The sequence below is a fragment of the Granulicella rosea genome, from assembly GCF_900188085.1.
GTDB classification, from domain to species: Bacteria; Acidobacteriota; Terriglobia; order Terriglobales; family Acidobacteriaceae; genus Edaphobacter; species Edaphobacter rosea.
In genome coordinates, this window is record NZ_FZOU01000012.1 from 57629 (window position 1) to 83556 (window position 25928).

Sequence of the window (25928 nt, forward strand, 5' to 3'; positions counted from 1 at the left end):
AGAACAATTTTTCAGTTGACACCCTGTGTGCGGAGTGGGTACTTTGTCACCTGCCAATGACAAGCCTGTTTCAAGGTTCTGAAGTTCCGACTGGGAAACGTTTTCAAAGTAGCTCATCCCCGTCTCCTTCAGCCCCGTAACCGGCCCCATGCGGCACACATTTGAAGAGATATCGCCCAGAAAACTGTATCTCGTTTGACCCGATGAGCACGCAGCAAGGAACTATCCGAGAAGGCCGGCAGCCCCGTCAGAGCTGACCCGCCCCGCAAGCAGCCGATCGATACCGTCGCACCAATTTGGAGACCAGCATGTTTCTGCGCCAACGCCTTTCCCTTCTGCCACTCAGCCTCGCAGCCATTCTCTCTGCCGGGCTCGCCCTCACCCTTACTGGCTGCGGCATGTCGGGCGGCGGCTCCACCGCCGCCACGAGCGTGAACGCTGCCGTCTCGACCACCGGCTTCGGCGGACGCGTTCATGGGGGTCAGCAGGCAGTGACCGGCGCGACCGTCAAGCTCTGGGCCGCCGGCACGACCGGCGCGAGCCCCGCGGGATACGGCGCGAATGCGACCGCGATCGCCACGACCACGACGGACTCGAACGGCAACTTCAGCTTCAATAACACGTCGGGCGTCTCGCCCTGCACGACGGGCCAGTACCTGTACATCACCTCGACCGGCGGCAACTCGGGCTCGGGCACGAACGCGCAGTTGGCCCTGATGGCCGCGCTGCCCACGCCCTGCAGCGCCGCGACCGGCGGCACGTACGTCTTCGTCAACGAGCTGACGACCGTGGCCGCGGTGACGGCCCTGCAGCAGTTCATGAGCATCGCCCCCGGCGGCGCGACCCCGTGGACGATCGGCGCGCCGAGCACCAATCTCGTCGGTCTGGCCAACGCCTTCCTGACGACGGGCAATCTGGTGAGCATCGCCACCGGTCAGAGCGCGGCTTCCACCACGTCGAACGCGATCAGCAACACGGTGGGCGGCGTGCTGTACACCACGATCGTCGATCCCGACTATCAGAAGCTGAACACGCTGGCCGACATCCTGGCCTACTGCGTCAACTCCGCCGGCGGCTCGACCTGCACCGGCCTCTTCTCCGACATGACCCCGAGCGGCGCCACCGCGCCGACCGACACGATTCAGGCGATGTACTACGTCGCGACCAATCCCGGCGGCCTGACCATGCCGGCGCACGGCAACGCTCTGGGCTCGCCGTCGTATCTCTGCGGCCAGTATCCGTCCTCGAACTCACCCTTCGAGCCGACCAGCACCTGCACCGGCGTCTACGACTGGACGATCTCGGTGAAGCTGAAGACGACCAACCCGTCGGCGGCGACCGTCGGCACGGCGTATCCGGCCAGCATCGGCATCGACAGCCAGGGCAATGTCTGGGTCGGCGTCGGCACGGGCGGAGCAGCGCCCTTTATCAACCAGTTCAGCCCGCTGGGCGCGCTCAACATCTACGGCCCGACGACCGTGAACCTTCCCGCCTCGACCCTCAACCTCGTCGTCGGCAACACCTCGACGGCATATGCTTACACCGGCGACACCGGCCTCGCGCCGACCTATGGACGTCCCTTCAGCCTGGCGGTCGATACGCTGGACAACGCGTTCTCCAGCTCCTTCGGCCCGGCCATCACACCCTCCACGGCCGGAACCAGCACGACGATGCCGGTCGGTCTGATCACGGAGGTCTCGTCGACGGGCCTGGTGACGCCGATCCTTTCGGGTAGCGCCTCGGGCGCGCTGGCCATCGACGGCAACAACAACATCTGGATGAACAACATTCCGTACACGGCTCGCTACTACTTCAGCGAGCTGCTCTCGGGCAACGGCTATACCACCTTGAACGAAGGCGGCGGGCGTCTGAGCAGCACGCTGTTCAACTACGTGATGGTCGATGGCTCCGCCTCGCAGTTCGGCATCGCCTTCAGCAGCTCGACCACCTGCACGAACTTCCTCGTCCAGCGCGCCACAACCACCGACGAAGCGACCCAGCCTCTCTCGCCGACGACCACCCCCAACGACCTGAACCTGCCGAGCAACTGCGCCGCTTATGGCGCGGTCGACGCGGCGAACAACATCTGGGCCACCTATGGCGGCGCGCTGAACTACCTGAATATCGCCGCCGGCACCGCCGGCAGCGGCACGACGGCGACGGTGCCGGTGGTGACGACCATCGCCTCCAGCACGAACACCACCACCACGGCCGCGGGCGGTACGGGCGGCGTGGACTATCCGGCTGGCGTCGCGGTCGACGGCACGGGCAAGGTCTGGACGGTGAACCGGCCAACCTCGACCTTTACCGGCATCTCGGAGTTCTCAGTCGCGACCAGCGGCGGCACGACCACGGCAACGGCGCTTTCGCCGAGTGGAGCGGGCATCTTCGGCTTCCAGTCCGGCGCGATCTCCGGCGCGAACGGTCTGGCGATCGACCGTTCGGGCAACCTGTGGGTGATGGCTACCTCGGGCAGCTACCTCTACTACATCGTCGGAGCCGCATCGCCAGTGATCACGCCGATGTCCGCGGCGATCGCCGCCGGTAAGCTCGGCGTCCGTCCCTAGTTCGGCCCGCGGCCGGGGCATCGCAAGATGTTCCGGCTGCGGGAATGCTTCGCCGGGCAGGCGACCGCCTGGCTTTCGCTCTATCGGCGCCGTGCAACCGGCGGATCGACGCACTTAACGACAGACACCTTCAGCAACTTTCGACAAACTTCGTCTGGCTGTTACGCCAGGCACGAACACCGTTCCACTGCGGGATTGCGGTCTCCAAGGGGTGATGCAAGTGATGCAACTCAACCAGTCGTCTCCGTTCCAGGTCATTCGCGTATCGAGCTTCGCGCGTACGTGGGTCTTTCTTCTTCTGCTGTGCGCGATGCTGACGGGTAACGCGCTGGCGCAGTCCGACACGGGCCGCATCTCCGGCACCGTCACCGACGCATCGGGCGCGGTCGTGGTCGGCGCTCAAATTACCGCCACCCGCACCGAGACCGCGGTGACCACCACAACCACGACCGACAAGCGCGGCGAGTACGTCTTCGCCACGCTGCAGGTCGGCCACTACACCATTACGGTCGAAAGTCCCGGCTTCGCCAGCGCGACCAAGGAAGGCCTGGAGCTGAACGACAATGGCGCGCTCAACGCGATCTTCAAGCTGCAGGCCGGCGCGACCGAACAGATGATCGTGACCACGCAGGTCGGCGAGACGGTGAACACCTCGACCGGTGAGATCTCGCACGTCATCGACGGCGACACGGTGCGCGACCTGGCGCTGAACGGCCGCAACTACCTCGACCTGCTCGGCATTCTGCCGGGCTCGGTCGTGATGAACGGCGGCGACGCGATGGCGACCATCACCAGCGGCTCGACCACCGGCATCGTGCTGAACGGCATTCGCGCGACCGCCAACGGACTGTACATCGACGGCGTCATCAACAAGGACATCGGCTCGAACGCGACGCAGTTCAACAACGTCGGCATCGACTTTGTCGAGCATGTGAAGGTCGAGACCTCGGCCTTCTCGTCGCAGTTCGGTTCGGCGGCCGGCCCGGCCATCAACGTGGTCACGCGCTCCGGTACGAACAGCCTGCACGGCACGCTCTTCGAGCTGATCCGCAACGACCTGCTGGACGCGTCGAACTACTTCTCGCGCAGCGCCCAGCAGAACCCCAACGGCACCTACAACCCCATCCGCCAGCACCTGCGCTTCAACGACTTCGGCGGCGCGCTCGGCGGCCCGATCATGAAGGACAAGCTCTACTTCTTCATGGGCGCGGAGTGGAAGATCATCGCGCAGAACACGAACCCCTCCATCGTGACCCTGCCGCTGCAGGCGCAGTTGAATGGCGTCTTTCCCCTGACCACGGCCGGCGCCTGCTCGCTGTCGAAGGTTCCCGGCCTGGGCAACGTGCCCTCCACCTGCGATATCTCGAACTACATCACGCCCTTCGGCCACGGCGTGCAGAAGGTCTTCAACGAGGTCATCAGCAAGGCGACCTCCTACGCCGGCGTGGCCTGCACGCTGACCGGCTGCTCGAACAACGGCAATACGATCTACGAGCTGCCGCAGCCCTTCCGCAATCACGAGTATCTCGCCCGCGTGGACTGGATCATCAACAAGCGGCACAACGTGTACGCGCGCTGGATCGACGACACGCACACCACGACCAATCCGCTCGGCGACGGCTCTCTGCCCACCACCTCGTACCACGACGAAGGTCCGGCCGATAACTTCCTCTTCGTACACAACATGGTGGTGACGCCGAACTCGACCAACACGCTCAGCCTCTCGGCATTGTGGTCTTCGATCAACCAGCAGCCGGTCGGGCCGGACTGGTTGAAGTCCACCTATGGCCTCGACTATCAGTCGCTCTACCAGGGGCAGACTCCCAAGCTCGGCATTCCGTATCTCAGCCTGTACGGCTATACGGCATTCGACTCGGACAACTTCCTGAACCGCTCGCACAGCACCTATGCGCAGGTCCAGGACGTGTACACGATGGTCGAGGGCAAGCACACCATCAAGGTCGGTGGGCTCTTCGGCCGCAACCGCAAGGACCAGAACGGCAAGCCGTACTTCTACGGCAACGTCGCGTTCACCAACGCCAGCACCAGCTTGAACACCTCGGGCAACGCCCTGGCCGATATGCTGCTGGGCAACTTCGCGACTTACACCGAGTCGGCGTCCGACACCTACGGCTTCTTCCGGCTGTGGCAGGCGGCGGGCTATGTGGACGACACCTGGCGCATCGCTCCGAAGCTCTCGCTCTCGCTCGGTCTGCGCTTCGAGTGGATGACGCCGTGGGACTCGCAGCAGAACAACCTCGCGTCGTTCTATCCGGAGTTCTACGATCCGAAGGCGGCTGTGACGGTGAATTCGAACGGCACCCTGGTCGCGGGTTCCGGCAACCGGTATAACGGTCTGCGCCGCGCCGGCGATGGCGTGCCGAACAGCGAGCTGTTCCGCGTTCCCAATGGCCAGTCGGCCGATGTGCTCAGCGTGCCGACCATCGGCAAGCGCGGCTTCTACAAAGCGCAGCGGGTGATCGCGCCACGCTTCGGCTTCGCCTACGACATGTTCGGCAACGGCACGCTGGCCTTCCGCGGCGGCGCCGGTCTGTTCTACGACACGCCGCAGGGCAACGTCGCCTTCTCGGCGCTGAACTCGCCGCCCTACTTGCAGAGCGCAGCGGTGCAGAACGGCAACATGGACAACCTCGCGGCCTTCAGCAGCCAGTTGAACCTGAGCCCGAACGGCGACATGTACGCGGTCAGCTCGACCCAGCAGCGCGCGTACGTGTACCAGTACAACTTCGGCATCCAGCAGCAGTTGATGGCGGGCATGTTCCTGCAGATCACCTATGTGGGCAACGAAGCGCGCCACATGCTGCACGATCCGGACGTCAACGGCGTGGACCCCGGCGTCGAAGACGCGGCGTTCCAGGTCAATCAGAACGTAAATATCAACGCCTTGCGTCCTTACAAGGGCTTCGGCGCGATCTACCAGTACCGCACGGACGCGGACGGCAACTACAACGGCCTGCAGGCGAACCTGAACCGGCGCATCGGCAAGGGACGCTTCACCTTCGCGTACACATGGTCCAAGTCGCTATCGACCTCGAGCGCCGATACGGACGTCGCGCACATCTTCCCGTTTTCGAAGACATACTACTACGGCTATACGAGCTTCGATCGCCGCAACCTGATCACGACAAGCTACATCGTGTCGTCCCCCACCTTTGCGCGGCATAACATCGTGATGCGCGAGGGTCTGGGCGGCTGGATGATCACCGGCACTGGCCGTTACCAGGGCGGCACGCGGCTTACCCCGCAGGGCACCGATACGCTGGGCGTCGCGGGCAAGGCCGAGTATGCGGGCTATCCGATCCTCTATCCGCACACGCAGGTCGCATGGTGGGAGCCGCTCAATCCGGGCAACATCGCGAACGTCTATGCGCCCGCGCCGGGACAGATCGGCAACGTGCCGAACGGCCTGATCGCCGGACCGAACTACGTCGACCTCGACGTGTCCATGCGCAAGACCTTCAACTTTACCGAGCGGTATCGCCTGACGGTGAACTTCGATGGATTCAACGTGTTGAACCATCCGAACTTCAACTCGCCGACGGTCAATGTGAACAGCGCGACGACGGTCTCCGATACGCAGAACGTATCGGCGACCAACACGGCCGGCCACGACTACTCGTATCTGGGCATTACCTCCGCGAATCGTCCGCGTAACATTCAGGGCGGTCTCCGGTTCGCCTTCTAACTTCAAGCCGCAACGTATAAACGCCCCGAGCGCCAGAGCGCCGGGGCAGGCAATGGGAATGATCTGGGAATGATCTTCGGAGTGAGTCCAATGGTTCGTACCTCTCGTTATCTCGCAATGTTCAAAGGGCTGGCAGCTACGCTGCTCGTGGCGTGCGCAAGCCAGCTCTACGCGCAATCGACCGCCGCGACCTCGCAGGTCACGCTGGCCAACGGTCTGGGCAGCGCCGCCGGTGTGGCGGTGGACCCGATCGGCAACGTCTATGTCGCCGACGGCGTGAATGGCGCGCTGCAGGAGTACATCGGCGCGAACGGCTCGGCGCAGGCGCTGCTGGGCGGACTCTCCACGCCCGGCCAGGTCGCGGTCGACACCGGACGCAACGTCTATGTCGCCAACGGCACGGCCAAGGCGGTCTATGAGTATGTCTCGACCACCGGCACGCTGAATCTCAATACGCCGGTCTCGATCGGCACGGGCCTGGGTACGGTGACCGGCGTGGCGGTCGACATCGCGGGCAACGTCTATATCGTCGACGCGACGAACAAGCAGGTGGTGAAGGTGGCGGTTGGCACGAAGACGCAGACCGTGCTGGCCACCGGGCTGATCGCGCCGAAGCAGATCGCCGTCGACCGGCTGGGCAACGTCTTCATCGCCGACTCGGGCGCGAACGCGATCGTCTACCTGCCCACGGGCGGCGCGGCCGCGACCACCATCGGCTCGGGCTTTGCCGCGCCCTCGGGCGTGGCGGTCGACGTGAACAACAACCTCTTCATCGCCGACACGGGCAACAACGCCGTGAAGGAGATCCCGAACGTGGCCGGCGTGCCCACGCCCAGCAGCCAGGTTACGCTGGCCGCCAGCGTGACCGCGCCCACCTCGGTCGCGACCGATACGCGCGGCAGCCTGTATATCGGCGCCGGCTCCAACGTCTTCCACTTCTCCTTCGGCGCCATCTACTTCGGTCTGCTGCCGGTCAAGCAGACGAGCGCCGTCACACCGGTCACCGTCAACTTCACCGCGGCCATTACGCCCGCGTCCTACCGGGTGGTCTCGACCGGGTACACGGGGCTGGACTACGCCGATGCCGGCGGCAGCACCTGCGCGGCCAACACCAGCTATGCGGCCGGCAACAGCTGCATCGTCAACGTCACCTTCACGCCGGTCGCCGCCGGCCCGCGTCTCGGCGCGATCGTCTTCTACGACTCCAGCAATCACGTTCTGTCGCGCGTCTTCATCGGCGGCGGCGGCCTGGCGCCGGTGATTACCTTCGACCCCGGCGTCTTCACCTCGGTCACGCCGAACACGAACGTCAACCCGATCTCGCTCAGCCAGCCGCACGGCGCGCGCTTCGACTCGGCAAGCAACCTGCTGCTGGCCGATACCGGCCTCAACCGCATCGTCATCTTCCCGCCTTCGAAGACGAATCCGCCGATCTACAACGGCGCGTACACGGGCACCGCGAGCGTCGTCAACATCACGACCTTCTCGATGAACGACGTGGCGATCAACGGCGCGGGCGACCTGATCGTACCCGACCTCAGCACCGGCCGCCTCACCTACATCCCGTACGAGAACGGTGTGTGGAACGTCGCGGACCTCGGCGTCCTCGGCACCGGTTACTCCAAGCCGCGCTCGGTCGCTGTCGACATCGCCGGCAATAACTTCCTGGCCGACGTCTCGAACAAGCGCATCCTGCAGATCACCTTCGCCGGCGTGCAGACGGTGGTGCCCAATCCGGCCGTCGACGCCATCGGCGTAGCGGTCGACCTCTATGGCAACATCGGTCTCGCGGACAGCTCCGGCGCGCAGGGCGTCTATGTGCCGGTCACCGGACAGGCCGCGTATGCGGTCGGCTCGGGCATGAAGGCGCCCTGGGGCGCGCAGTTCGACGCCGCCGGAAGCCTCTACATCTCCGACAACTCCGTGGCGGCGATGTACCGCATCCCCAACGAGAACGGCGTCCTCTCCACCTCCGACCAGCAGAACCTGACCGGCAACAAGGACTACAACTTCGCCATCGATCCGAACGGCAACATCGTCACCACGCCGCTGGTGGGTACGACGGTGCCGGTCTCGGGCTATAACTTCAACGTGCTGGCGCGTTCGGGCCTGACCGAGTCGCTGGGCGCAACCGCGGGCCAGGCCGTCGGCACCTCGGGCACCGTGGTCGCGATCACGGTCTCGAACTCCGGCAACCAGATCCCGGTCTACCTGCAGCCGACGGGCATCTCGCTGATCGGCGATGTGGACGACTTCACCACGACGGGCACCCCGGCGAAGCTGCCGGTCTACCCGAGCTGCAACTTCTCGAACAACCTGCTGCCCGGCTTCGCCTGCTACATCGGCATCAACTTCAGCCCGGTTTCGCCGGGCGGCACGCGCACCGCGACCGCGTTCATCGAGTCGCAGCAGCAGCAGACGCCGCAGATCGTGATGACCGGCCTGGCCACCGGCACGGCGCCCACCACCTCCGCGGGCGTCGGCCTGACGCTCACCACGCCCACCGGCTCGCCCGCTCCGGGACAGGCCCTCGTCGTCACCGCCAAGGCCAACGCCGCGGCGACCGGCGCCATCACCCTCTATATCGACGGCACGCCTTACCTCGCGGTCGAACTCAGCTCCGGCGTCGCCACCTTCTCCATCCCCGCCGGTCTGACGGTCGGCACGCACGCGCTCACCGCCACGTACGCGGGCGACGCGACCTACGCGCCTACCACCACCGCCACGGCCGCGACGCTCTCCGTCGTCGTCACGCTGGCGACGCCGACGATCATGATCGCAAGCAGCGGCACCGACCTGAACCCAGGCCAGTCCGACACCTTCACCGGCACGGTCGTCACCCAGACCGGGCTGGCGACGCCGACCGGCACGCTGACCTTCTTCGACGGCACGACCAATCTCGGCACGGCCACGCTGAACGCGGCGGGCATCGGCAGCATCTCCTACGCACTCGCCTCCGGAACCCACTCCATCACCGTCTCTTATAGCGGAGACACCGTATACGCCGCCGGCAAGTCGAGCGCCGTCACGGTCAACGTCTCCAGCTTCATCACCACCACGACGGCCCTGGTCGTAACGCCCGCGCAGCCCGTCGGCGGATACGTCTACGGCACGGCGCTGTCGGCGACCGCCACCATCACGCAGAGCTCCGGCACCGCAACCCCCACCGGCACGATGACCTACTCGCTCGACGGCGCGATCTCGACCCAGCCCGTCGCGAACAAGCAGGCCACGCTGAGCCTGAACCCCAACGCCGGCACGCACGTTCTGACCGCCAGCTACTCGGGCGACTCCAACTTCACCTTCAGCTCCAGCACGGTTCAGTTCGTCACCATCAAGGACACGACGGCCACCACGCTGAAGGCCTCCTCCACCGCCTTTGCCGCCGGCTCCTACGTCACGCTGACGGCGAACGTCACCAGCCTTTCGGGCGGCATCCCCGGCGGCGTGGTGGTCTTCAAGAACGGCGCCACCACGATCGGCACGGTCGCGCTCGTCAAGGGCGTGGCGACGCTCACCACCTCCGCGCTGCCCGGCGGCACGGACGCGGTCAACGCGACCTACACCGGCGACGCCAACGATAACGCCAGCGCCAGCGCGCCGATCACGATCGCGGTGGCCTTCAACGCTACGTCCATCACGGTTGCCAGCGCGCCGATCATCATCTACACCGGCGTCTACCCGGCGCTGACGGTCACGCTCGCCAACAGCGCGCCCAGCAGCGTCGTCGTTCTGCCCACCGGCTCCGTCACCTTCTACGTGAACGGCGTCAGCGCGGGCTCGGCGAGCCTGAGCGGCGCGGGCAACAGCGCCAGCGTCAACATCAGCGCAACGCAGTTCACCACGTTGTTCGTCCAGCGCTTCAACACCATCACCGCCAAGTACAGCGGAGACCAGGACTACACCGCCAGCGCCACCGTCGGCACGTACCAGGTCTACGTCGCGCCCACAAGCGGAGCATGGGATGGCGATTACAGCATCTCGACCGTCAGCGCCATCACCGTCCCGCTGGGCAGCCAGACGACGACGGCGACCGTCACCCTCACCCCGACCGGCAAGTACTTCGGCTACGTGCAGCTTGGTTGCAGCGGCCTGCCGCTTTACACCAACTGCGTCTTCCAACCCACGCAGCTTCTGCTGGACGGCACGAACACGCCCTACAGCACGACGCTCACCATCCTCTCGCAGTCGCCCACGCAGACCACGCAGATCGCGGTGAAGCAGGAGGGCATCCGCATGGCCAGCCTGGCCGGCGGCGCCATCCTCCTCGCCCTGGTCTTCGGCAGCTTCCGCCGCGGACGCAAGCTGATGCGCCAGGCCGGCGTCAAGGGTCTGCTGATGCTGCTCTTCCTCTCCTTCGGCCTGGGCGCGCTGAGCGCCTGCGGAGGCCACCCGCCGATCGCAACCCAGGCGGGCACCTTCACCGTCAACATCACGGGTACGGGCTCCGGGAATATCAACCATACGTTCGCCACCAGCATCACCTTCAAATAAAGCAACAACTGCGAGCGGCGGTCTCCACGGGGGCCGCCGCGCAGAGCACGGCGTCTTTTCCGAGAGCGTCAACGTCATCTAGCCAACCAAACGTCGATGGTGGAAACGTGGGTCCGCGTCGCCTGAAGCGCTCAACTCATGTGCCGATCCAATGCCGTTCACCCTCTCTGGAACACTGAACTCTGCGAGACCATTTTATGAACCGCAAGGCCCTTTCCGCGCTCCTCGTGCTTCTTCTCTCCGTGTCGCCCGCCTGGGCGCAGCAGGAGCCTCTGCCCGATCAGCCTTACGTGCTGAAGACCACCGCCACCATTCATATCCTCGACATCGTCGTCACGGATAAGAAGGGCAAGGTCTACACCAACCTGAAGCAGGACGACTTCACCATCTACGAAGATGCGGTGGAGCAGCGGATCAGGAGCTTCGAGCCGCCATCGAAGCACACGATGCCCGAAGGCTCGGGCCTGGTGGTGAAGTCCTCGGCCGACCTGCCGAAGATCGGCGCCGCGCCGGTAACCATTCTGGTGCTCGACGACCTGAACACCTCGTTCGAGAACATGGCGTATGCGCGCAACCGCATCCAGAAGTATCTGGAGGCGCAGCCCGCCGTGATGAAGCAGCCCACCACGCTGCTGGCCGCGACGAACACGAAGTTCGTCGTCGTGAAGGACTTTACGCAGGACCGCGCCGAGTTGCTGACCGCGCTGCACAAGTACTTCCCCGAGTATCCGTGGAAGCAGATGAAGAGCGGCGGCGGCGGCTCCGGCGCGTTCGAGCGCATGGGCGAATCGCTGAACTCGCTCTACTCCATGGCGGAGGCCTTTCGCGGCACGCCGGGGCGCAAGACCGTTCTATGGGTGGGCAAGGGCTTTCCGGCGGTCGACCTGCTGAACCTCGACACCAGCTCCACGATCCTGCTGCAGGCGGGCATCAAGCGCATCACGAATGCGCTGCTGGACTCGCGCATCACGCTCTACACCATCGACCCCAGCTCGCAGCTCGGCACGATCGGCGTCATCGGCACCTCCGACGATCTGCAGGACTATGAGACGCGCAACGACGGTCAGCCCTTCTCCGACGAGATCAATTTTTCCACCCTTGCCCCCGCCACAGGGGGCAAGGCCTTTTTTTCGCGCAACGACATCGACGCCGAGGTGGCTGAAGGCACCGAGGCCGGCTCGAACTACTACACCATCTCTTACACGCCCAGCAATCCGCCGAAGCCAGGCGAGGAGTATCGGCAGATCCGCATCAAGATGCGCGACCCGAGCCTGACCGCCGTGACGCGCGACGGCTACTATCCGCCGGATCCGCATGTCGACGCAACCGGCGCGCCCATCCCCAGAACCCCGAAGGAGCAGCGCGACGAGCTCGAGGCCGAGATGGGTAAGGCGGCCATGAGCACGCTTGCCTACAACGGTCTGCTGCTCTCGCTCGCGCCCGCCGATGGGGGCAAGGTGAAGCTGGGCGTCGCGTCCGGAGGTCTGAAGTGGACCGACGAGCCAAGCGGCAAGACACGCGCCGAGATCACCGTGCTGCAGGTCGCCTTCTCGTCGAAGGACAAGGCGCTGGCGCACAGCTCGCAGGAGCTTTCGGCCGAGGTGATGGGACGCATCCAGAACCCGGACCAGAAGGCATACTTCCTGATCCCGGTGCAGATGCCTCCCGGTACGACTCGCCTGCGCGTCGTGGTGCGCGACGCGGTCAACGGCAAGATCGGTACGGTTGAACTGCTTACCGGCGGCAAGTAAGGCAGAAGGCAGCGTTGAAGGGTGGAAGCGCGGGGCTTCAAGCCCCATGCTTCCACCCGAGGCGTCTCACTTGCCCGTGTAAATCTCCGCTTCGACGATGCTCAGCACGGGTTTGCTCGTCTTGCCGGCGGCCTGATCCACCTTGCCCGAGACCTCGACCAGCGCGGGCGTCTCGCTGCCTTCGATGGGCGCGCCTGTCAGCTCGATCTTCAGATGCGTGCCCGTGGCGGGCTTGAGCGGCAGCGTGCAGTAGCCGAGGTTGCTGGGCGTCAGGCCCTCCCACACGGTCTTGCCATCGAGCGTAATCTTCAACGGATAGCGGCGCACGCGGAAGTTCGCGAGCTTCAGATCGACCTGTGTCGGCGTGGACGGGCTGGCGAGGGTGTATTCGATCCACGCGTTGAAGAGTCCGAACTTGTTGTCCTTCGGCGCGTTGGGGATAGCGCTGGTCCACTCGGTCGTCTCGTTGTCGTCGAGGCTGAAGATGGCGGTCTCGTTGTTGGCTCCGGCCTTCACGGCGACGATGGGCAAGGCGACGCGATGCGCGGTGTAGGACGGCGTTGGCGGCGTGGGTCCACGCTCCAGGTTCAACGGCTGGTCGGCGGCGGGGAAGTCCCGCGAGAGGCCGCCCTCGACCGCGACAGGCTTCGACGCCAGCTCGATCGTCGCGGGCTGCAAGCCGTCGGCCTCGGCCTTCAGATGGATCGCGCCGGCGCTGGGCAAGGCGCGCAGCAGCACGCGGTTGACGCCGCCTTCGACCGGCAGCGTCTTCGCCAGGATGTAGTTGTCCTCATGCAGCAGTGGCGTGGGGTTGGGACCGTTCGATGGGTTCAGTGGCACGGGCACGGATGAGCCCTGCGCGATGCCTCCGCGCCACTCGGCCGCGCCGTCCAGCGTGAAGCGGATCATGTTCAGCGCGGTAGGGCAGCGGCGTCCCTGCGCGTCGACGACTTCGACATCCACCGCGGCCATGTCCGCGCCATCGGCCCGCAGGCCCGCCGGGCCGACATGCGGAGTCAGCCTCAGAGCCGTGGGCGCGCCCGCGGTCTCGATGGAGGTGGAGGCCAGCACCTTGCCATCCGCGCCATAGCCGATGGCCTCCAGCTTGCCGGCGTGATACGTAACTTTATTGAATACAAAAATAAAGTCGTCCACCGGCGTGGCGAAGCCAAGCGATCTGCCATCCAGCTTCAATTCGACCCTGGCCGCGGTCGCCACGACGTACACGGGCTTGGTCACCTTGTCCGCGTAGTTCCAATGGCCGACGATGTGGATGCCCGGATGCTCGATGTCGACCCATCCGTTCCAGATGACCTGGTGGGCGTAGAAGCCCTCCTTGGGGATGCGCATCGCGTCGACCTCGCCCGAGCGGCGGTAGTTGTTATCCCCGCGATAGTGCGTGTTCGAGTCGGCGAAGACGATGTTCACGCCGCCGGAGCTGACGCGCGTGCCCGTGCCCGGACGCGCTGCATAGTATTCATCCCAGCGGCGCACATCCTCGAGCGCGGCCGAGTCCTGGTTGCGGTTGTACGACGGCGAATCCTTGTGGAAGGGCGCCGTGTCGTCGTCCCAGAACTTGCGCGCGCCCTCGTCGCGATTGTACTCATGCGCCCACACGGGTTTGGTCGTGCTCTTGTTGATGTAGAGCATCTCCCCGCCATACTCAGCCGTCTTGCTGGCGAGCATCTCGCGCGATCCGCTGGCGCGTCCGCCATGTGGATCGAATTCGTCGCGCACCTTCTTCATGTCGAGCATGTGCTCTTCCGAGACGCCCTTGTTGCCCGACTCATAGAAGAGGATGCTGGGGTTGTTGCGGTTGTAGACGATGGAGTCGCGCATCAGCTCCACGCGCTGGGTCCAGCGGCGTCCGCTGGGGTCGCCCTCGGAGTCGCCCGCCGGCATGGATTCGATCAGGCCCACGCGGTCCGACGATTCGACGTCCTGCTTCCAGGGCGTCACATGCATCCAGCGGACGACATTGCCGTTGCTCTCGACCATCAGCCTGTTCGAGAGATCGCTCATCCACGGCGGAACGGAAAGGCCCACGGCGGGCCACTCGTTCGTGGTGCGCTGTGCGTAGCCATGCACCTGCAGCACGCGTCCGTTAAGGTAGATCATGCCGTTGCGAAACGCGGTCTGGCGAAAGCCCGTGCGCGTGGTCAGCGTGTCGAGCGGCTTGCCGTTCGACGAGACGGTGCTGACGACGTTGTAGAGGTAGCCGTAGCCCCAGCTCCAGAGGTGCAGATCGTTCACGACCGCGCTGGCCTTGACGACGCGCTTCTCGCCCGCGGCGAGAGTGACGCTCTGCGCGGATTTGAACTCGCCCGCGGGCTTGCCCTCGGCGTCGAGCAGGCGCACGCCCAGGTCGATGGTCTGAGCCGCGCCGGTCTCGTTCTTCACCTCGGATTCGACCGTGATGCGCGCCGTGCGATGCGGGATATCGAAGTCGCTCGCATAGATGTAGACGCCCGTCGTGCCGAGGCTCGAATAGAGCGGCAGCGTCTGGTAGACGCGCGGCAGCACATGCAGCCACACGTTCTTGCCGATGCCGCCATAGTTGGCATAGAAGTTCTTGTCGTTCCACTGGTAAGGCGTGTTGGTGGCCTGTTCGCGATAGTCCCAGCGATTGTCGGTCTTGACGGCAAGTACGTTTTCGCCGGGCTGCAGCGCGCTGCCGAGGTCGATGCCGAAGGCCGAGACGCCGTCCTCGTGCCGGCCGATCAGCTTGCCGTTCAGGTAGATGTCGGCGCCCTGGCGGATGCCTTCGAACTCGAGGAAGACCTTCTGCCCGGCGGCGTTGGCGGGCAGGCTGAAGTGCTTGCGATACCACGCGACGCCGGTCGGCAGATCGTGAATGCTGACCTTGAAGGCCGAGTCTTCGTTCCACGCATAGGGCGTCGAGACATGCTTCCACGCGTGATCGTCGAAGCCCGCCTGCTCGGCGCCGGGCGCGTCGCCCACCGCAACCAGCCACGCCGGGTTGAAGTTGTAGCGCGTGCGCGGAGCGTCCTGAGCCATGGCGCTGACGGTCAGGAAGATGGCGCAGCAAAGTGCAGGCCGAAGCAGGGAGGCGCGCGAGTGAATCGAAGGTATAAGCACCAGCCCAATTTATGGACGCGCGCGCACGACCGTCAATAGAAAAATAGTTTCAGACTGATGGGATGTATTGACGCGCTTCTCGATGCAACGCAAGCGGCGCCGTGGGATGAGGCCGCCGCGCAAGCGTACAGCAAGCTGCGCGCCTGGTTGGCCGCGAAGGGTAAGAGCCTCTCCGCGATGGACATGCTCGCGGCGCACGCCTCTCTTTTGCTCGACATCGAGGATTGGGCGAACGACCTTTAACGTTTACTATACCCAAAGAACGATTTTCATCTGTGGAGCTTGCTGCCATGCTGAACGGCTTCGGATCACTGCTTTCCCGTCGCGAATTTCTCGCGCGGACCTCGCTCGCGGGCGCTGCATCGATGTTTCCGCGCACGCTGCTCGCCATGCAGGAGGGTGCGCCCGCGGGCGCGCCGGACGCCTACGCCAAGGCCCGGCCTGCGATCGCCGGCCCGTTTCAGCCGACGTGGGAGTCCATCCGCGATAACCACCGCACGCCCTCATGGCTGAACCCGGCGAAGTTCGGCATCTTCATCCACTGGGGTTTGTACTCGATTCCGGCACATATCAACGAGTGGTACATCAAGCATATGTACACGAGCGATGTGGAGTGGCACACGAAGCACTATGGCCCGCCGGACAAGTTCGGTTACAAGGACTTCATCCCGCTGTTCACCGTGCCGAAGTACCGGCCCGAGGAGTGGGCCGCGCTCTTCAAACAAGCGGGCGCGGGCTATGTCGTGCCGGTCGCCGAGCACCACGACGGATTCGCCATGTACGACAGCGAGCTCACGCCCTGGTGCGCGGGCAAAATGGGGCCGAAGCGCGACCTGCTCGGCGAGCTTGCCAAGGCCGTGCGCGGGCAGGGGCTGACCTTCGGTCTCTCCAGTCATCGCATGGAGCATCACGACTTCGCCTATCCCAGGCCCGGTCTGCCGAACGACCAGACCGATCCTCGCTATGCCGGCTTCTATGGCCCGCCGATTCCCGGCGATATGAACGATGGCGGCGCGTCGAAGGCGTTTCAGGAGGACTGGCTCGCGCGCGTGCAGGAGCTTATCGATAAGTACCAGCCCGAGATGATCTACTTCGACAACGGCGTCAATCCGCGCGCGTACGACGACGTGAAGCTGCGCGCCGCAGCCTACTACTTCAACCGCGCGGCGGAGTGGAAGAAGGAGGTCACCTTCGCGACCAAGGACCTTGCGTATCTCGCGGGCAGCGTGCAGGACTTCGAGAAAGCGAATCGCATGCCGCGCTGGATCTATCCGCCGGCCTGGCAGGTGGACGATACGCTGGGCAGCACATGGGGCTACACCGAGGGCATGACCTATCGCTCGGCGGAGAGCATCCTGTGGGAGCTGATCGAGATCGCCAGCATGGGCGGCAACCTGATGCTGAACATCTCGCCGATGGGCGACGGCAGCATCCCCGATGCGCAACAGAAGATCCTGATCGCGATGGGCGAGTGGTTGCGGACGCATGGCGCGGGCATCTACGGCAGCAGGCCGTGGGAGCGCTACGGCGAAGGCGCCGATGTGCCGTGGGAGTGTCCGCCGGACTGGAAGGGCGGCTCGACCGCCAACCAGACAGACTCCATCAAGGGACGGCCGCGCGTGAAGCTGACCGAGGCCGACTTCCGCTTCACCACGAACAAGGGCAGTATGTTCGTTTACGGTTACAAATACCCGCAGGGAGAGGCGGCGATCCGTTCGCTGCAGGCAGGCGCGGCGCGCGTGGAGCGTGTGACGCTGCTCGGGGCTGGGTCCGCGCCGTTGAAGTTCAGGCAGACGCCGGCGGCGCTGATCGTGGAGCTGCCGTCGCGCCTGCCCTCGAATATGCCGTATGGGTTGAAGATCGAGGGCGTGGAATCGCTGGGCTAGGAGCTTGCAAAGCGACTTGTCCTCCTGAGCGAAGCGAAGGACCTGCGTCTCGGGCCGCCATCAATCTTTGTGGCGACGCGAAAGAACGCAGGTCCTTCGGCTTCGCTCAGGAGGACAGGCGTTTGTGGCGCTCTGTGTGATGCGCGTGCGGGTGTGTGGTGCGCATAGCGGGTGGTGCTATCGCTCAATGCTCGCTCGCAGCTTCGCCTTCGGCGGTCTCGGTGATCGAGATCACATCGGGCTTCGCGGGCACGACGAACTCCAGCGGCGAGTTGAAGAAGTCCTTCACGACGAACTTCAGAATCTGGATCTGCTCGCTGCGCGGTATGTCGTACGCGCGCAGCGCCACGATGGAGGCGATCGAGAAGCTCACGCTGAGGTTCAGCACGAAGGTGACCGCGATGCCGGCCATCGCATAGTAGAGCCCACGATGCTCGAACGAAGACGCGCCGAAGCTGGCCGCCGCAAGCGCCAGCGTGCCGGTGTTCAGCGTGACGTGGCGGACGTCCAGCGCGATGCCGAAGAAGCGGGCGACAACCGGTGAGAAGCCGAGGAGCAACCCCAGCACGATGCTCGTGCTCCAGCTTGCGACGTTGCGCTCCAGCCAGTTCGCCGCGCGCTGCAGATTGTGTACGCCGATGCGATGGCCCGCGGGATGCTGCAGGATCGCCTCCGGAATGCGATGGTAGACCACGAAGTTTTCAAGCCAACCGCCGATCAGCCCGCCGAGCCACAACAACACGCCCGTGACCGCCGCGAAGATCGCCGTGCCGGAGGTGAGCGGGTTCAGCGTGTGGTACACATGCTGCGCGCTCTCGACCGGCAGATAGTGCGTCTTGAACGCATGCATCCACACCTGCTCGAAGACGACGGCGCCCGCGCACACCGCGAGCACGTTGCCGAAGGCGGCCGCAAGCTGCGTGCGGCAGATGTCCGCGGCGAACTCCGCGATCTTCGAGTAGCGCGAAAGTCCGCGATTGGCGCGGATGATTCCGGCAAGCGTGGCCGCCGTCATCGAAGGCTGCTTGGTCGCGAGCGCGAAGCCGAAGATCTGCATCAGCACGAAGCTGGCCGCGTAGTCGAGGCTGATGAAGAGGCCTTCGACGAACTCCGGATAGTGCCTGCCGATGAGCCGCATCTTGATGGCGGCGGTGAAGACCGTGAGCAGGCCGCCGCCGATCGCCGCGCGCCACATCGCCGCGTACTCCACCTGCGTGTGCGCGATGTAGTGCTCGCCGCCGTGGCCCGTGCGTTCGACCATCTTGCGCGCGAGCAGGTTCAGGTTCTGGCGGAAGAGCGGCGACAGGCGCGTGTCTTCGAGCCTGCCGCGGATAAGCACGCCGAGCAGCTCGCGGCCCGCGACCTGCAGCGTCTGGTCGTACTCCACGCCCAGCACGGCGGCCAGCAGATGCATGCGTTCGAGCGTCGACTCGATGCTGCGCAGGTCGTACACCAGCGCCGCGCTGACGCCCGCGTCCTCCATGTGCAGATGCACCTGATCGAGCTCTTCGCGGCAACGCAGAATCGCATGCGACCAGCGGCCGAGATGCAATGCATATTCGTCGGGCGTCCGCGCGCGCACCAGCGATTCGGTGACGAAGATGAGTTGATAGAAGGGCGAGTCCTCGACGCGCTGCGTGCTGCTGCGTTGGCGCATGGCCTCGGTCGCGGCGCGGCCCGCGGCGCGTGTGGCGAGCAGGCACAGCGCCTGCTGCAGGTCTTCCTTCACGCGTCGCTCAAAGTCCGCATGACCGCTGGGCCAGAGCAGTTGCACCAGCCGCTCGAAGATGAACGCGCGCTGCCCGGCGAAGCGCCGCACGGACTCCTGCGTGGAGAAGATGCCGGCGAAGAGCAGGCCCATGTCGGACGCCTCGCGCGCGGACGGAAGCAGCCGTTGAAAGACGCGCCGCAGCACCTCGGCCGAAAGCGCGTGGTGTCCTGGCAGGCCGGCTTCGGCGAAGAGCGAGACCGACTCCATCTGGGTCAGCATGGCGACCCAGGCGCGTTGAAAGTCGGCGCGCAACGCGTCGTCGTGTTCGAGCAGACGCACCCAGCGCAGCACGCGCAGGCCGGAGTTGCGCTCGTTCGAAGGCGACCACAGGAAGCCGAAGAGCTTGGCGGCGCGGCGTCCGCGCAGCGTCAGCGTCTCGGCCATGCAGAACTGCCGCGTCAGATAGCGCAGCTCGTCGCGCACGCCTTCGGGACCGGCGCGAAACTTCAGCCGTCGCCGACGCAGGATTCTTCCGCCAAAGCGCACGATGCCCATGCTGCCTAGCATACCGGGCTTTCGCGGCGCGCGCCTGGGCAAAACACCAATGACGACGCGGTTTAAATCGAGCGATGCGAGGCAACCCCAAGGCCTCGGCATGCAACGCCAGCCCAAAACGCACGTGCGTTCCGGGCTGGCAGGCGTTGCGAAGGAGCGTTAGTTCTTCGGCAGTTGCGTCGCATTCCAGCCGCCGCCCAGCGCCACCTGCAACTGCGCGCTGGCGACGATGCGCCTCGCCGTCAGAGCCGCCGCCGTGCGCTCGTCCGTCAGCTCGATAGTCTGGTTGGTCAGCACCTCGAGATACTGCGCGAGGCCGCGCTTATAACGCAGCGTGGAAAGCTCCGTGCTGCGTTTGGCCGATGCCACCGCGCGGTCCTGCACCGCGGCCTCTTCTTCGAGCACACGCAGCGTGGCGAGCTGATCCTCCACATCGCGGAAGGCCGTGAGCACCTGCTCGCGATAGACCGCCGTGGCCTGCTCGCGTGCTGCCTTGGCATAGTCCACCTGCGCCCTGCGGCGTCCGCCGTCGATGATGGTTTCGTTCACGCCGGGGCCCGCGCTCCACGTCGTGCTGGCGGAGTTGAAGACCTGCGAGACCAGATCGCTTTCGATGCCGCCGCTCGCGCCCAGCGTGACGTTCGGATAGTACGCGGCCTTCGCCACGCCTATCTGCGCATTGGCCGAGGCGATGCGCCGCTCCGACGCCGCGATGTCCGGACGCCGCTGCAGCAGCTCCGACGGGATGCCAGTGGGGATGCTCGGCGGGTCGCCCACAAGCGGCTGCTCGGCGATGGTGTAGCCCGTCGCGGGCACGCCCACCAGCACCGCGATGGCATGCTCATACAGCGCGCGCTGAACGCCCAGGTCGATCAACTGCGCGCGCGTCTGTTCGAGCAGCGTCTTCGCCTGTTCGACGTCGCTCTCGGAGGCCAGGCCGCCGCTCTGGCGATCGGAGGTGAGCTTCAACGACAGCGTGTACGCATCGAGCGTCGAGCGCAGCAACTGCGCCTGCAGGTCGAGTCCGCGCAACTGCAGATAGGTGACGGCAAGCGTACCCTGCAGGCTCAGCTTCGTATTCGCAAGGTCGGCGGCCGAGGCCTGCGCGGCGGTCGCGCTGGACTCGATCTGCCGGCGGATGCCACCCCAAAGATCGGGTTCCCATGAGATGTTCAGCGGGATCAAAAAGTCCCAGTAGTCCTGCGGCGAGGTGGGCGACTTCAGCGGCTTCGTGGACGAGATGCGGTTGCGATTCGCGAAGCCGCCGATCCCGACCGTGGGGAAGAGCGAGGCCCGGTTCTCACGCACGAGGTCGTGCGCCTGCTCGTACGCATGCAGCGCGGCGGCGATGCTCTGGTTCGCATTCGCGCACTGCAGCTCCAGCTCGTTGAGCTTCGCGTCGTTGTAGATCGTCCACCATGCGCCGCGGTCCGCGCCATCGGCGGGCTGCGCGGCCTGCCACGGACCGTTATGGCCGTTGTCCGAATAAGCCGGCGGCGCGGGCATCGCGGGCGCCTTGTAGTTCGGGCCGACCTTGCATCCGCTTAGCAACAGCGCGGCCATCAGCCCCGTACCGAGTATGGGTGCTCTCATCACTTCGCCTCCGGCGCCTTGCCTGCGTTGGGCTTCACGACGCGTACGGCCTCGCCGTCGGTCAGCGAGTCGGACGGGTTGCCCACGATCGCCTGGCCTGGCTTTAGCCCGCTGAGAATCTCAACCTGAGTACCGAGGTCGCGACCCGGAACGACGCGCACCATCCGCAGATGATTTGTATCGTCCACGGTTGCAATTCGCAGACCGTCCGGCGTGAGGATCAATGCACTGACCGGAACGATCAACGCCGGCGCGGCGTTCGACACATGCAGATGCACCTCGGTGAAGCTGCCCGGCAACAGCTCGCCCGTCTTGTTGTCGACGTCGACCTCGGCCAGCAGCGTGCGCGTGCCGGGGTCCACCGCGTCGGACGAACGCACCAGCTTGCCTTCGAACTTGCGGCCCGGATACTGCGGCAGCGTCAGCTCGGCGAGCGCGCCGTTCTTCGCATCGGGCGAGTAAACCTGCGGTACGTTGATGAAGACGCGCAGCCGGTTGTTGGCCGAGATGTCGAAGATCTCGCGATTGGCCGAGACCGTGCCCGCCCCCGCCGTGGTCGTGCTGCCCGAGGCCGAGATCAACTGGCCGACCTCGATATTGCGCGCCGTCACCACGCCGTCGAAGGGGGCCGTGACGCGTTCGAAGCCTACCAGCTCCTGAATGCGCTGCACGTTGGCCTGCGCCGCGGCGACCTGCGTATTGCTGGCCGCCAGGCTGTTGGCCGCGTTGTCCGTATCCTGCTGCGATACGGCGTTCTTGCCGATCAGATCCTTGTAGCGATCGGCGGTGGTCTTCGCCAGGCCAGCGTTGGTCTGCGCGGTCGCGAGGTCGGCCTTGGCTTGTGCAAGCTGCTGATCGAGCTCCGGCGTCTCGATCACCGCGAGCAGCTCGCCCTTGCGCACATGCGAGCCGATGTCGTGCGACCACGACTTCACATAGCCCGTGGTGCGCGCGTAGATGGGCGCAAGCTGATAGGCCTGGATGTTGCCCGGCAGCACGATCTCGCGCGCGGTCTGCGCCATCACGGGCTGCTCCAGCATCACCGTGGGCGCGGCCGTGGTGTCGGTATACTTCTCCAGCTCGGACGCGTTGTGCTTGCGCTTGAGGATGCCAAGCACCGCGAGGACGACGGCCGCGATCAGGATCACAAGGACGACGATCGTGAGCACGCCACGGTTGGTCTGCGGCGGTTCATGGTGCTGGGTGTCGTGATGACCGGGGTTGGTCGCTTCTGCGGAGCTCATCGGGCTCTCCTTCTTATCGTTCTCGTTGTTGCTGAATGACGTGTCGCTCATGCGTGCGCCTCCTGCTGGCCCGGCGCGGGCTTGGGCGGAAGAGGCTTGTCGTTGCGATGCATGAAGGCGAAGAAGACGGGCACGAAGGTCAGCGTGCCGAAGGTCGCGAGCAGCAGGCCGCCGATCACGGCGCGTCCCAGCGGCGCGTTCTGCTCGCCGCCATCGCCCAGGCCAAGCGCCATCGGCACCATGCCGATCATCATCGCGAGCGCCGTCATGATGACGGGACGGAAGCGCGTGAAGCCCGCGGACAGCGCGGCTTCGAGCGCCGTCATGCCCTCTTCCATCTGCTCCTTCGCGAAGCTGACGACGAGGATGGAGTTGGCCGTCGCGACGCCGACGCACATGATCGAACCCGTGAGCGCGGGCACGCTGATGTGCGTGTCCGTGAGGAAGAGCAGCCACACGATGCCGGCCAGCGCGCCGGGCAATGCGGCGATGATGATGAACGGATCGAGCCAGCTCTGGAAGTTGACCACGATCAACGCATACACCAGCACGATCGAGAAGAGCAGACCAACCACCAGGCCGACGAACGAGCTATGCATGGTCTGGATCTGGCCGCGCACATAGATCTCCGTACCGCGCGGCAGCGTGCCGGACTTCTTCAGATCGTCGACCATCTTCTCCACGCGCTTGGCCACGCTGTTCAGGTCCGAGCCTTCGACCGAGCCGTAGATGTCGATCACCGGACGCGCGTTGTAGTGGCTCACCGTGGCCTGTTCCATGCCGCGGTCGATGGTTGCGAGGTTGCCCAGCAGTTGCGGCTGGCCCGTGCCGGTGAGGCTTGCGACGGGGAAGTTCTGCAGTTGCTCGTAGCTCTGCACGTCGTACTGCGGCGTCTGCACGGCGATATTGTAACTAACATGGTTCTGCGGGTTGAGGTAGTACGTCGGCGAGGTCTGGAAGCTGCCGCTCAACCCGATCAGTACATCGTTCGCCACATCGCGCTGGCTGAAGCCCACCTGCTGCGCGCGCGTGCGGTCCACGTTGATGGTCCACTTGGGCAGGTCGAACGGCTGTTGAATGCGCAGGTCGGTCGTGCCGGGCACATGGCTGATGTCCTGCATCAGCTTCTCGGCGATCACGCGATTCTGCGCGGCGGCCAGACCGATGAACTGGATATCGAGCTGCGCGGGCAGGCCGAAGTTCAGAATCTGGCTGACCATGTCGGTCGGCAGATAGTAGAACTCCGTGCCGGGAAACTGCTTCAGCAGCTTATCGCGCAACGCATGCGTGTAGAGGTCGGTGGGCTTGTGCTTCTCTTCGAGCGAGACGAGGATGTCCGCGTCCGCCGTGCCCACGGGCGCCGAGTTCGAGTACGAAAGATTCAAGCCCGAGTAGGGGATGCCGATGTTGTCGATCATCGTGCCCAGCTCGGCCTGCGGCACCGTCTGCCGGATCACGTCTTCGATCTGATCGCAGAGCCGCGCCGTATCCTCGATGCGCGTGCCGGTATGCGCGCGCACATGCAGCTTGAACTGGCCGCCATCGACCGAGGGGAAGAAGTCCTGTCCAAGCCACGGATAGAGCAGCACGATCGACCCGATCCAGAAGGCGACGATCGAGAACAGGAAGGTGAGCTTGTACTGCAGCGCCAGATTCAGCACGCCGTGATAGCCGTTGCGCAGCTTTTCGAAGTAGTGCTCGAAGGTGATCTGAAAGCGTATGAACGGGTTGCGGCTGCTCTTCGCCTGCTCCACGCGATCGTGCTCATGGCCCTTCAGCAGATACTTCGCCATGGTCGGCACGATCGTACGCGAGAGGAAGTAAGACGCCAGCATGGCGAAGCACACGGCCTCGGCCAGCGGCACGAACAGGTAGCGCGCCACGCCGCCCAGGAAGAACATCGGCACGAACACGATGCAGATGGAGATGGTCGAGACGAAGGCCGGAACCGCGATCTGCGCGGCGCCGGTGAGGATCGCGTCCTCGACCTCCTTGCCCTCTTCGAGATTGCGGTTGATGTTCTCGATCTCGACCGTCGCGTCGTCGACCAGGATGCCGACCGCGAGCGCAAGGCCGCCGAGCGTCATGATGTTGATCGTCTCGCCCAGCGCCGCCAGCATCAGCAGCGAGCAGATGACCGAGAGCGGAATGGACACCGCGATGATGATGGTCGAGCGCCAGCTTCCGAGGAAGATCAGGATCATCGCGGCGGTAAGACACGCGGCGATCAACGCCTCGCGCACGACGCCGCTGATGGCCGCGCGCACGAAGACCGACTGGTCGGCGATGGGACGCATCTTCAACGTCTTCGGCAACTGCGCCGCGATCAACGGCAACTGCGCGCGTACGTTCGCGATGATATCGAGCGTGGAGGCGTTGCCGGTCTTCTGCACGGTCAACAGCGAGGCGCGCTGACCGTCCACGCGCACGACGTTGGTCTGCGGCGGGAAGCCGTCGCGCACGTTGCCGATGTCGCGGATGTAGACCGTCGCGCCGTTCACGGTGCGGATGGGAATGGCGTTCAACGCGGCGATGTTGTCGGGCGCGCTGTTGGTCTCGACCTGGTAGTCGAGGTGTCCCATCTTCACGTCGCCGGCGGGCAGGATGATGTTCTGCGCGCTGATGGCGTTGACGACATCGTTCGGCGAAAGGCCGTAGGCCTGCAGCTTGGCGCTGTTGATGTCCACCTGCACCTGGCGCTGCTTGCCGCCGTACGGGTAGGGCATGGCCGCGCCCTGCACGGTCGACAGTTGAGTGCGGATGAAGTTGGTGCCGAAGTCGTTGAGCTGCTGCTCGCTCAGCCCGTCGCCCGAGAGGCCGAGCTGCAGCACCGGCACGCTCGATGCGCTGTATTGAATGACCAGCGGCGGCGTGGTGCCCACGGGGTCGGTGCGCAGCGCGGTCTGCGCGACGGCGGTCACCTGCGCCACGGCCTGCGAGATGACGACCGAGGGCCGGAAGAAGATCTTGACGACCGAGACGCCGTTCAGCGTCTGCGATTCGGTGTGCTCGATGTCGTTGACGGTCGTGGTCAGGTTGCGCTCGAACGGCACCACGATGCGGTCGCCGAGCTGCTCAGGCGACAGACCCGCATAGTTCCACACCACCGAGACGACCGGGATGTCGATGTTCGGGAAGATGTCCACCGGCGTGCGCAGCATGACCACCGGGCCCACGATGAACAGGAGCAGCGACAACACGACGAAGGTATAAGGTCTTGCGAGCGCAAGACGGACGATCCACATCGAAGCTCCTTTTCACCCGGCGGACGAAACGTTGCGGCCGGGGCGAAACTAAACTGAACCTTTGGTTCACAAAATAG

At 65.0% G+C, this 25928-nt stretch carries 11 protein-coding genes; 6 read left to right on the forward strand and 5 right to left on the reverse strand.

All coding sequences use genetic code 11. The features are described from left to right. Window positions 1-308: 308 nt before the first annotated feature. The 4 genes from CHB87_RS20470 to CHB87_RS20485 all read left to right on the forward strand — a co-directional run bounded on the left by CHB87_RS20470 (window position 309) and on the right by CHB87_RS20485 (window position 12518). Window positions 309-2567, forward strand: coding sequence for a hypothetical protein (locus CHB87_RS20470; RefSeq protein ID WP_089410315.1), 2259 nt, complete (start codon window positions 309-311; stop codon window positions 2565-2567). Between the two features lie 223 nt (window positions 2568-2790). Then, entirely contained in the window at window positions 2791-6273 is a 3483-nt protein-coding gene (locus tag CHB87_RS20475; protein ID WP_176441894.1) for an outer membrane beta-barrel protein, read from the forward strand. Window positions 6274-6363: 90 nt separating this feature from the next. Continuing rightward, window positions 6364-10767: an Ig-like domain repeat protein gene (locus CHB87_RS20480; protein ID WP_176441895.1), complete on the forward strand. Its 4404-nt coding sequence runs from the start codon at window positions 6364-6366 to the stop codon at window positions 10765-10767. Between the two features lie 197 nt (window positions 10768-10964). After that, complete coding sequence (locus CHB87_RS20485; RefSeq protein WP_089410318.1) at window positions 10965-12518, forward strand: VWA domain-containing protein; 1554 nt, start codon at window positions 10965-10967, stop codon at window positions 12516-12518. 66 nt (window positions 12519-12584) lie between these two features. Here the strand turns inward: CHB87_RS20485 and CHB87_RS20490 are convergent, their stop codons facing one another. Continuing rightward, window positions 12585-15617, reverse strand: a complete 3033-nt coding sequence (locus CHB87_RS20490; RefSeq protein WP_245818142.1) for a glycoside hydrolase family 2 protein — start codon at window positions 15615-15617, stop codon at window positions 12585-12587. A 57-nt stretch (window positions 15618-15674) separates the two neighbouring features. Here CHB87_RS20490 and CHB87_RS20495 point away from each other — a divergent pair, with 57 nt between their 5' ends. Together CHB87_RS20495 and CHB87_RS20500 are read left to right on the forward strand one after the other, a co-directional pair. After that, on the forward strand, window positions 15675-15860 hold the full coding sequence (locus CHB87_RS20495) for a PIN domain-containing protein (protein WP_089410320.1): 186 nt from the start codon (window positions 15675-15677) through the stop codon (window positions 15858-15860). 47 nt (window positions 15861-15907) lie between these two features. Further along, entirely contained in the window at window positions 15908-17503 is a 1596-nt protein-coding gene (locus tag CHB87_RS20500) for an alpha-L-fucosidase (protein ID WP_089410321.1), read from the forward strand. 184 nt (window positions 17504-17687) lie between these two features. Here the strand turns inward: CHB87_RS20500 and CHB87_RS20505 are convergent, their stop codons facing one another. The 4 genes from CHB87_RS20505 to CHB87_RS20520 all read right to left on the reverse strand — a co-directional run bounded on the left by CHB87_RS20505 (window position 17688) and on the right by CHB87_RS20520 (window position 25851). Continuing rightward, the gene (locus CHB87_RS20505) at window positions 17688-19781 is read right to left on the reverse strand and encodes a hypothetical protein (RefSeq protein ID WP_176441896.1); all 2094 of its coding nucleotides are present in this window, start codon (window positions 19779-19781) and stop codon (window positions 17688-17690) included. 147 nt (window positions 19782-19928) lie between these two features. Beyond that, entirely contained in the window at window positions 19929-21362 is a 1434-nt protein-coding gene (locus CHB87_RS20510) for an efflux transporter outer membrane subunit (protein WP_089410323.1), read from the reverse strand. Continuing rightward, the gene (locus CHB87_RS20515; protein ID WP_245818144.1) at window positions 21362-22657 is read right to left on the reverse strand and encodes an efflux RND transporter periplasmic adaptor subunit; all 1296 of its coding nucleotides are present in this window, start codon (window positions 22655-22657) and stop codon (window positions 21362-21364) included. Before CHB87_RS20515 ends, CHB87_RS20510 begins: the two co-directional genes overlap by 1 nt. Further along, a complete protein-coding gene (locus tag CHB87_RS20520; protein WP_089410324.1) occupies window positions 22654-25851 on the reverse strand; it encodes an efflux RND transporter permease subunit in 3198 nt (1065 codons plus the stop codon). Before CHB87_RS20520 ends, CHB87_RS20515 begins: the two co-directional genes overlap by 4 nt. Window positions 25852-25928 lie beyond the last annotated feature (77 nt).

Excerpts from the sequence above, each read along its gene's own strand:
- CHB87_RS20510 (WP_089410323.1), bottom strand. The coding sequence starts at position 21,362 with ATGAGAGCACCCATACTCGGTACGGGGCTGATGGCCGCGCTGTTGCTA.
- CHB87_RS20485 (WP_089410318.1), top strand. The coding sequence starts at position 10,965 with ATGAACCGCAAGGCCCTTTCCGCGCTCCTCGTGCTTCTTCTCTCCGTG.
- CHB87_RS20520 (WP_089410324.1), bottom strand. The coding sequence starts at position 25,851 with ATGTGGATCGTCCGTCTTGCGCTCGCAAGACCTTATACCTTCGTCGTG.
- CHB87_RS20500 (WP_089410321.1), top strand. The coding sequence starts at position 15,908 with ATGCTGAACGGCTTCGGATCACTGCTTTCCCGTCGCGAATTTCTCGCG.
- CHB87_RS20470 (WP_089410315.1), top strand. The coding sequence starts at position 309 with ATGTTTCTGCGCCAACGCCTTTCCCTTCTGCCACTCAGCCTCGCAGCC.
- CHB87_RS20505 (WP_176441896.1), bottom strand. The coding sequence starts at position 19,781 with ATGCTAGGCAGCATGGGCATCGTGCGCTTTGGCGGAAGAATCCTGCGT.
- CHB87_RS20475 (WP_176441894.1), top strand. The coding sequence starts at position 2,791 with ATGCAACTCAACCAGTCGTCTCCGTTCCAGGTCATTCGCGTATCGAGC.
- CHB87_RS20495 (WP_089410320.1), top strand. The coding sequence starts at position 15,675 with ATGGGATGTATTGACGCGCTTCTCGATGCAACGCAAGCGGCGCCGTGG.
- CHB87_RS20480 (WP_176441895.1), top strand. The coding sequence starts at position 6,364 with ATGGTTCGTACCTCTCGTTATCTCGCAATGTTCAAAGGGCTGGCAGCT.
- CHB87_RS20515 (WP_245818144.1), bottom strand. The coding sequence starts at position 22,657 with ATGAGCGACACGTCATTCAGCAACAACGAGAACGATAAGAAGGAGAGC.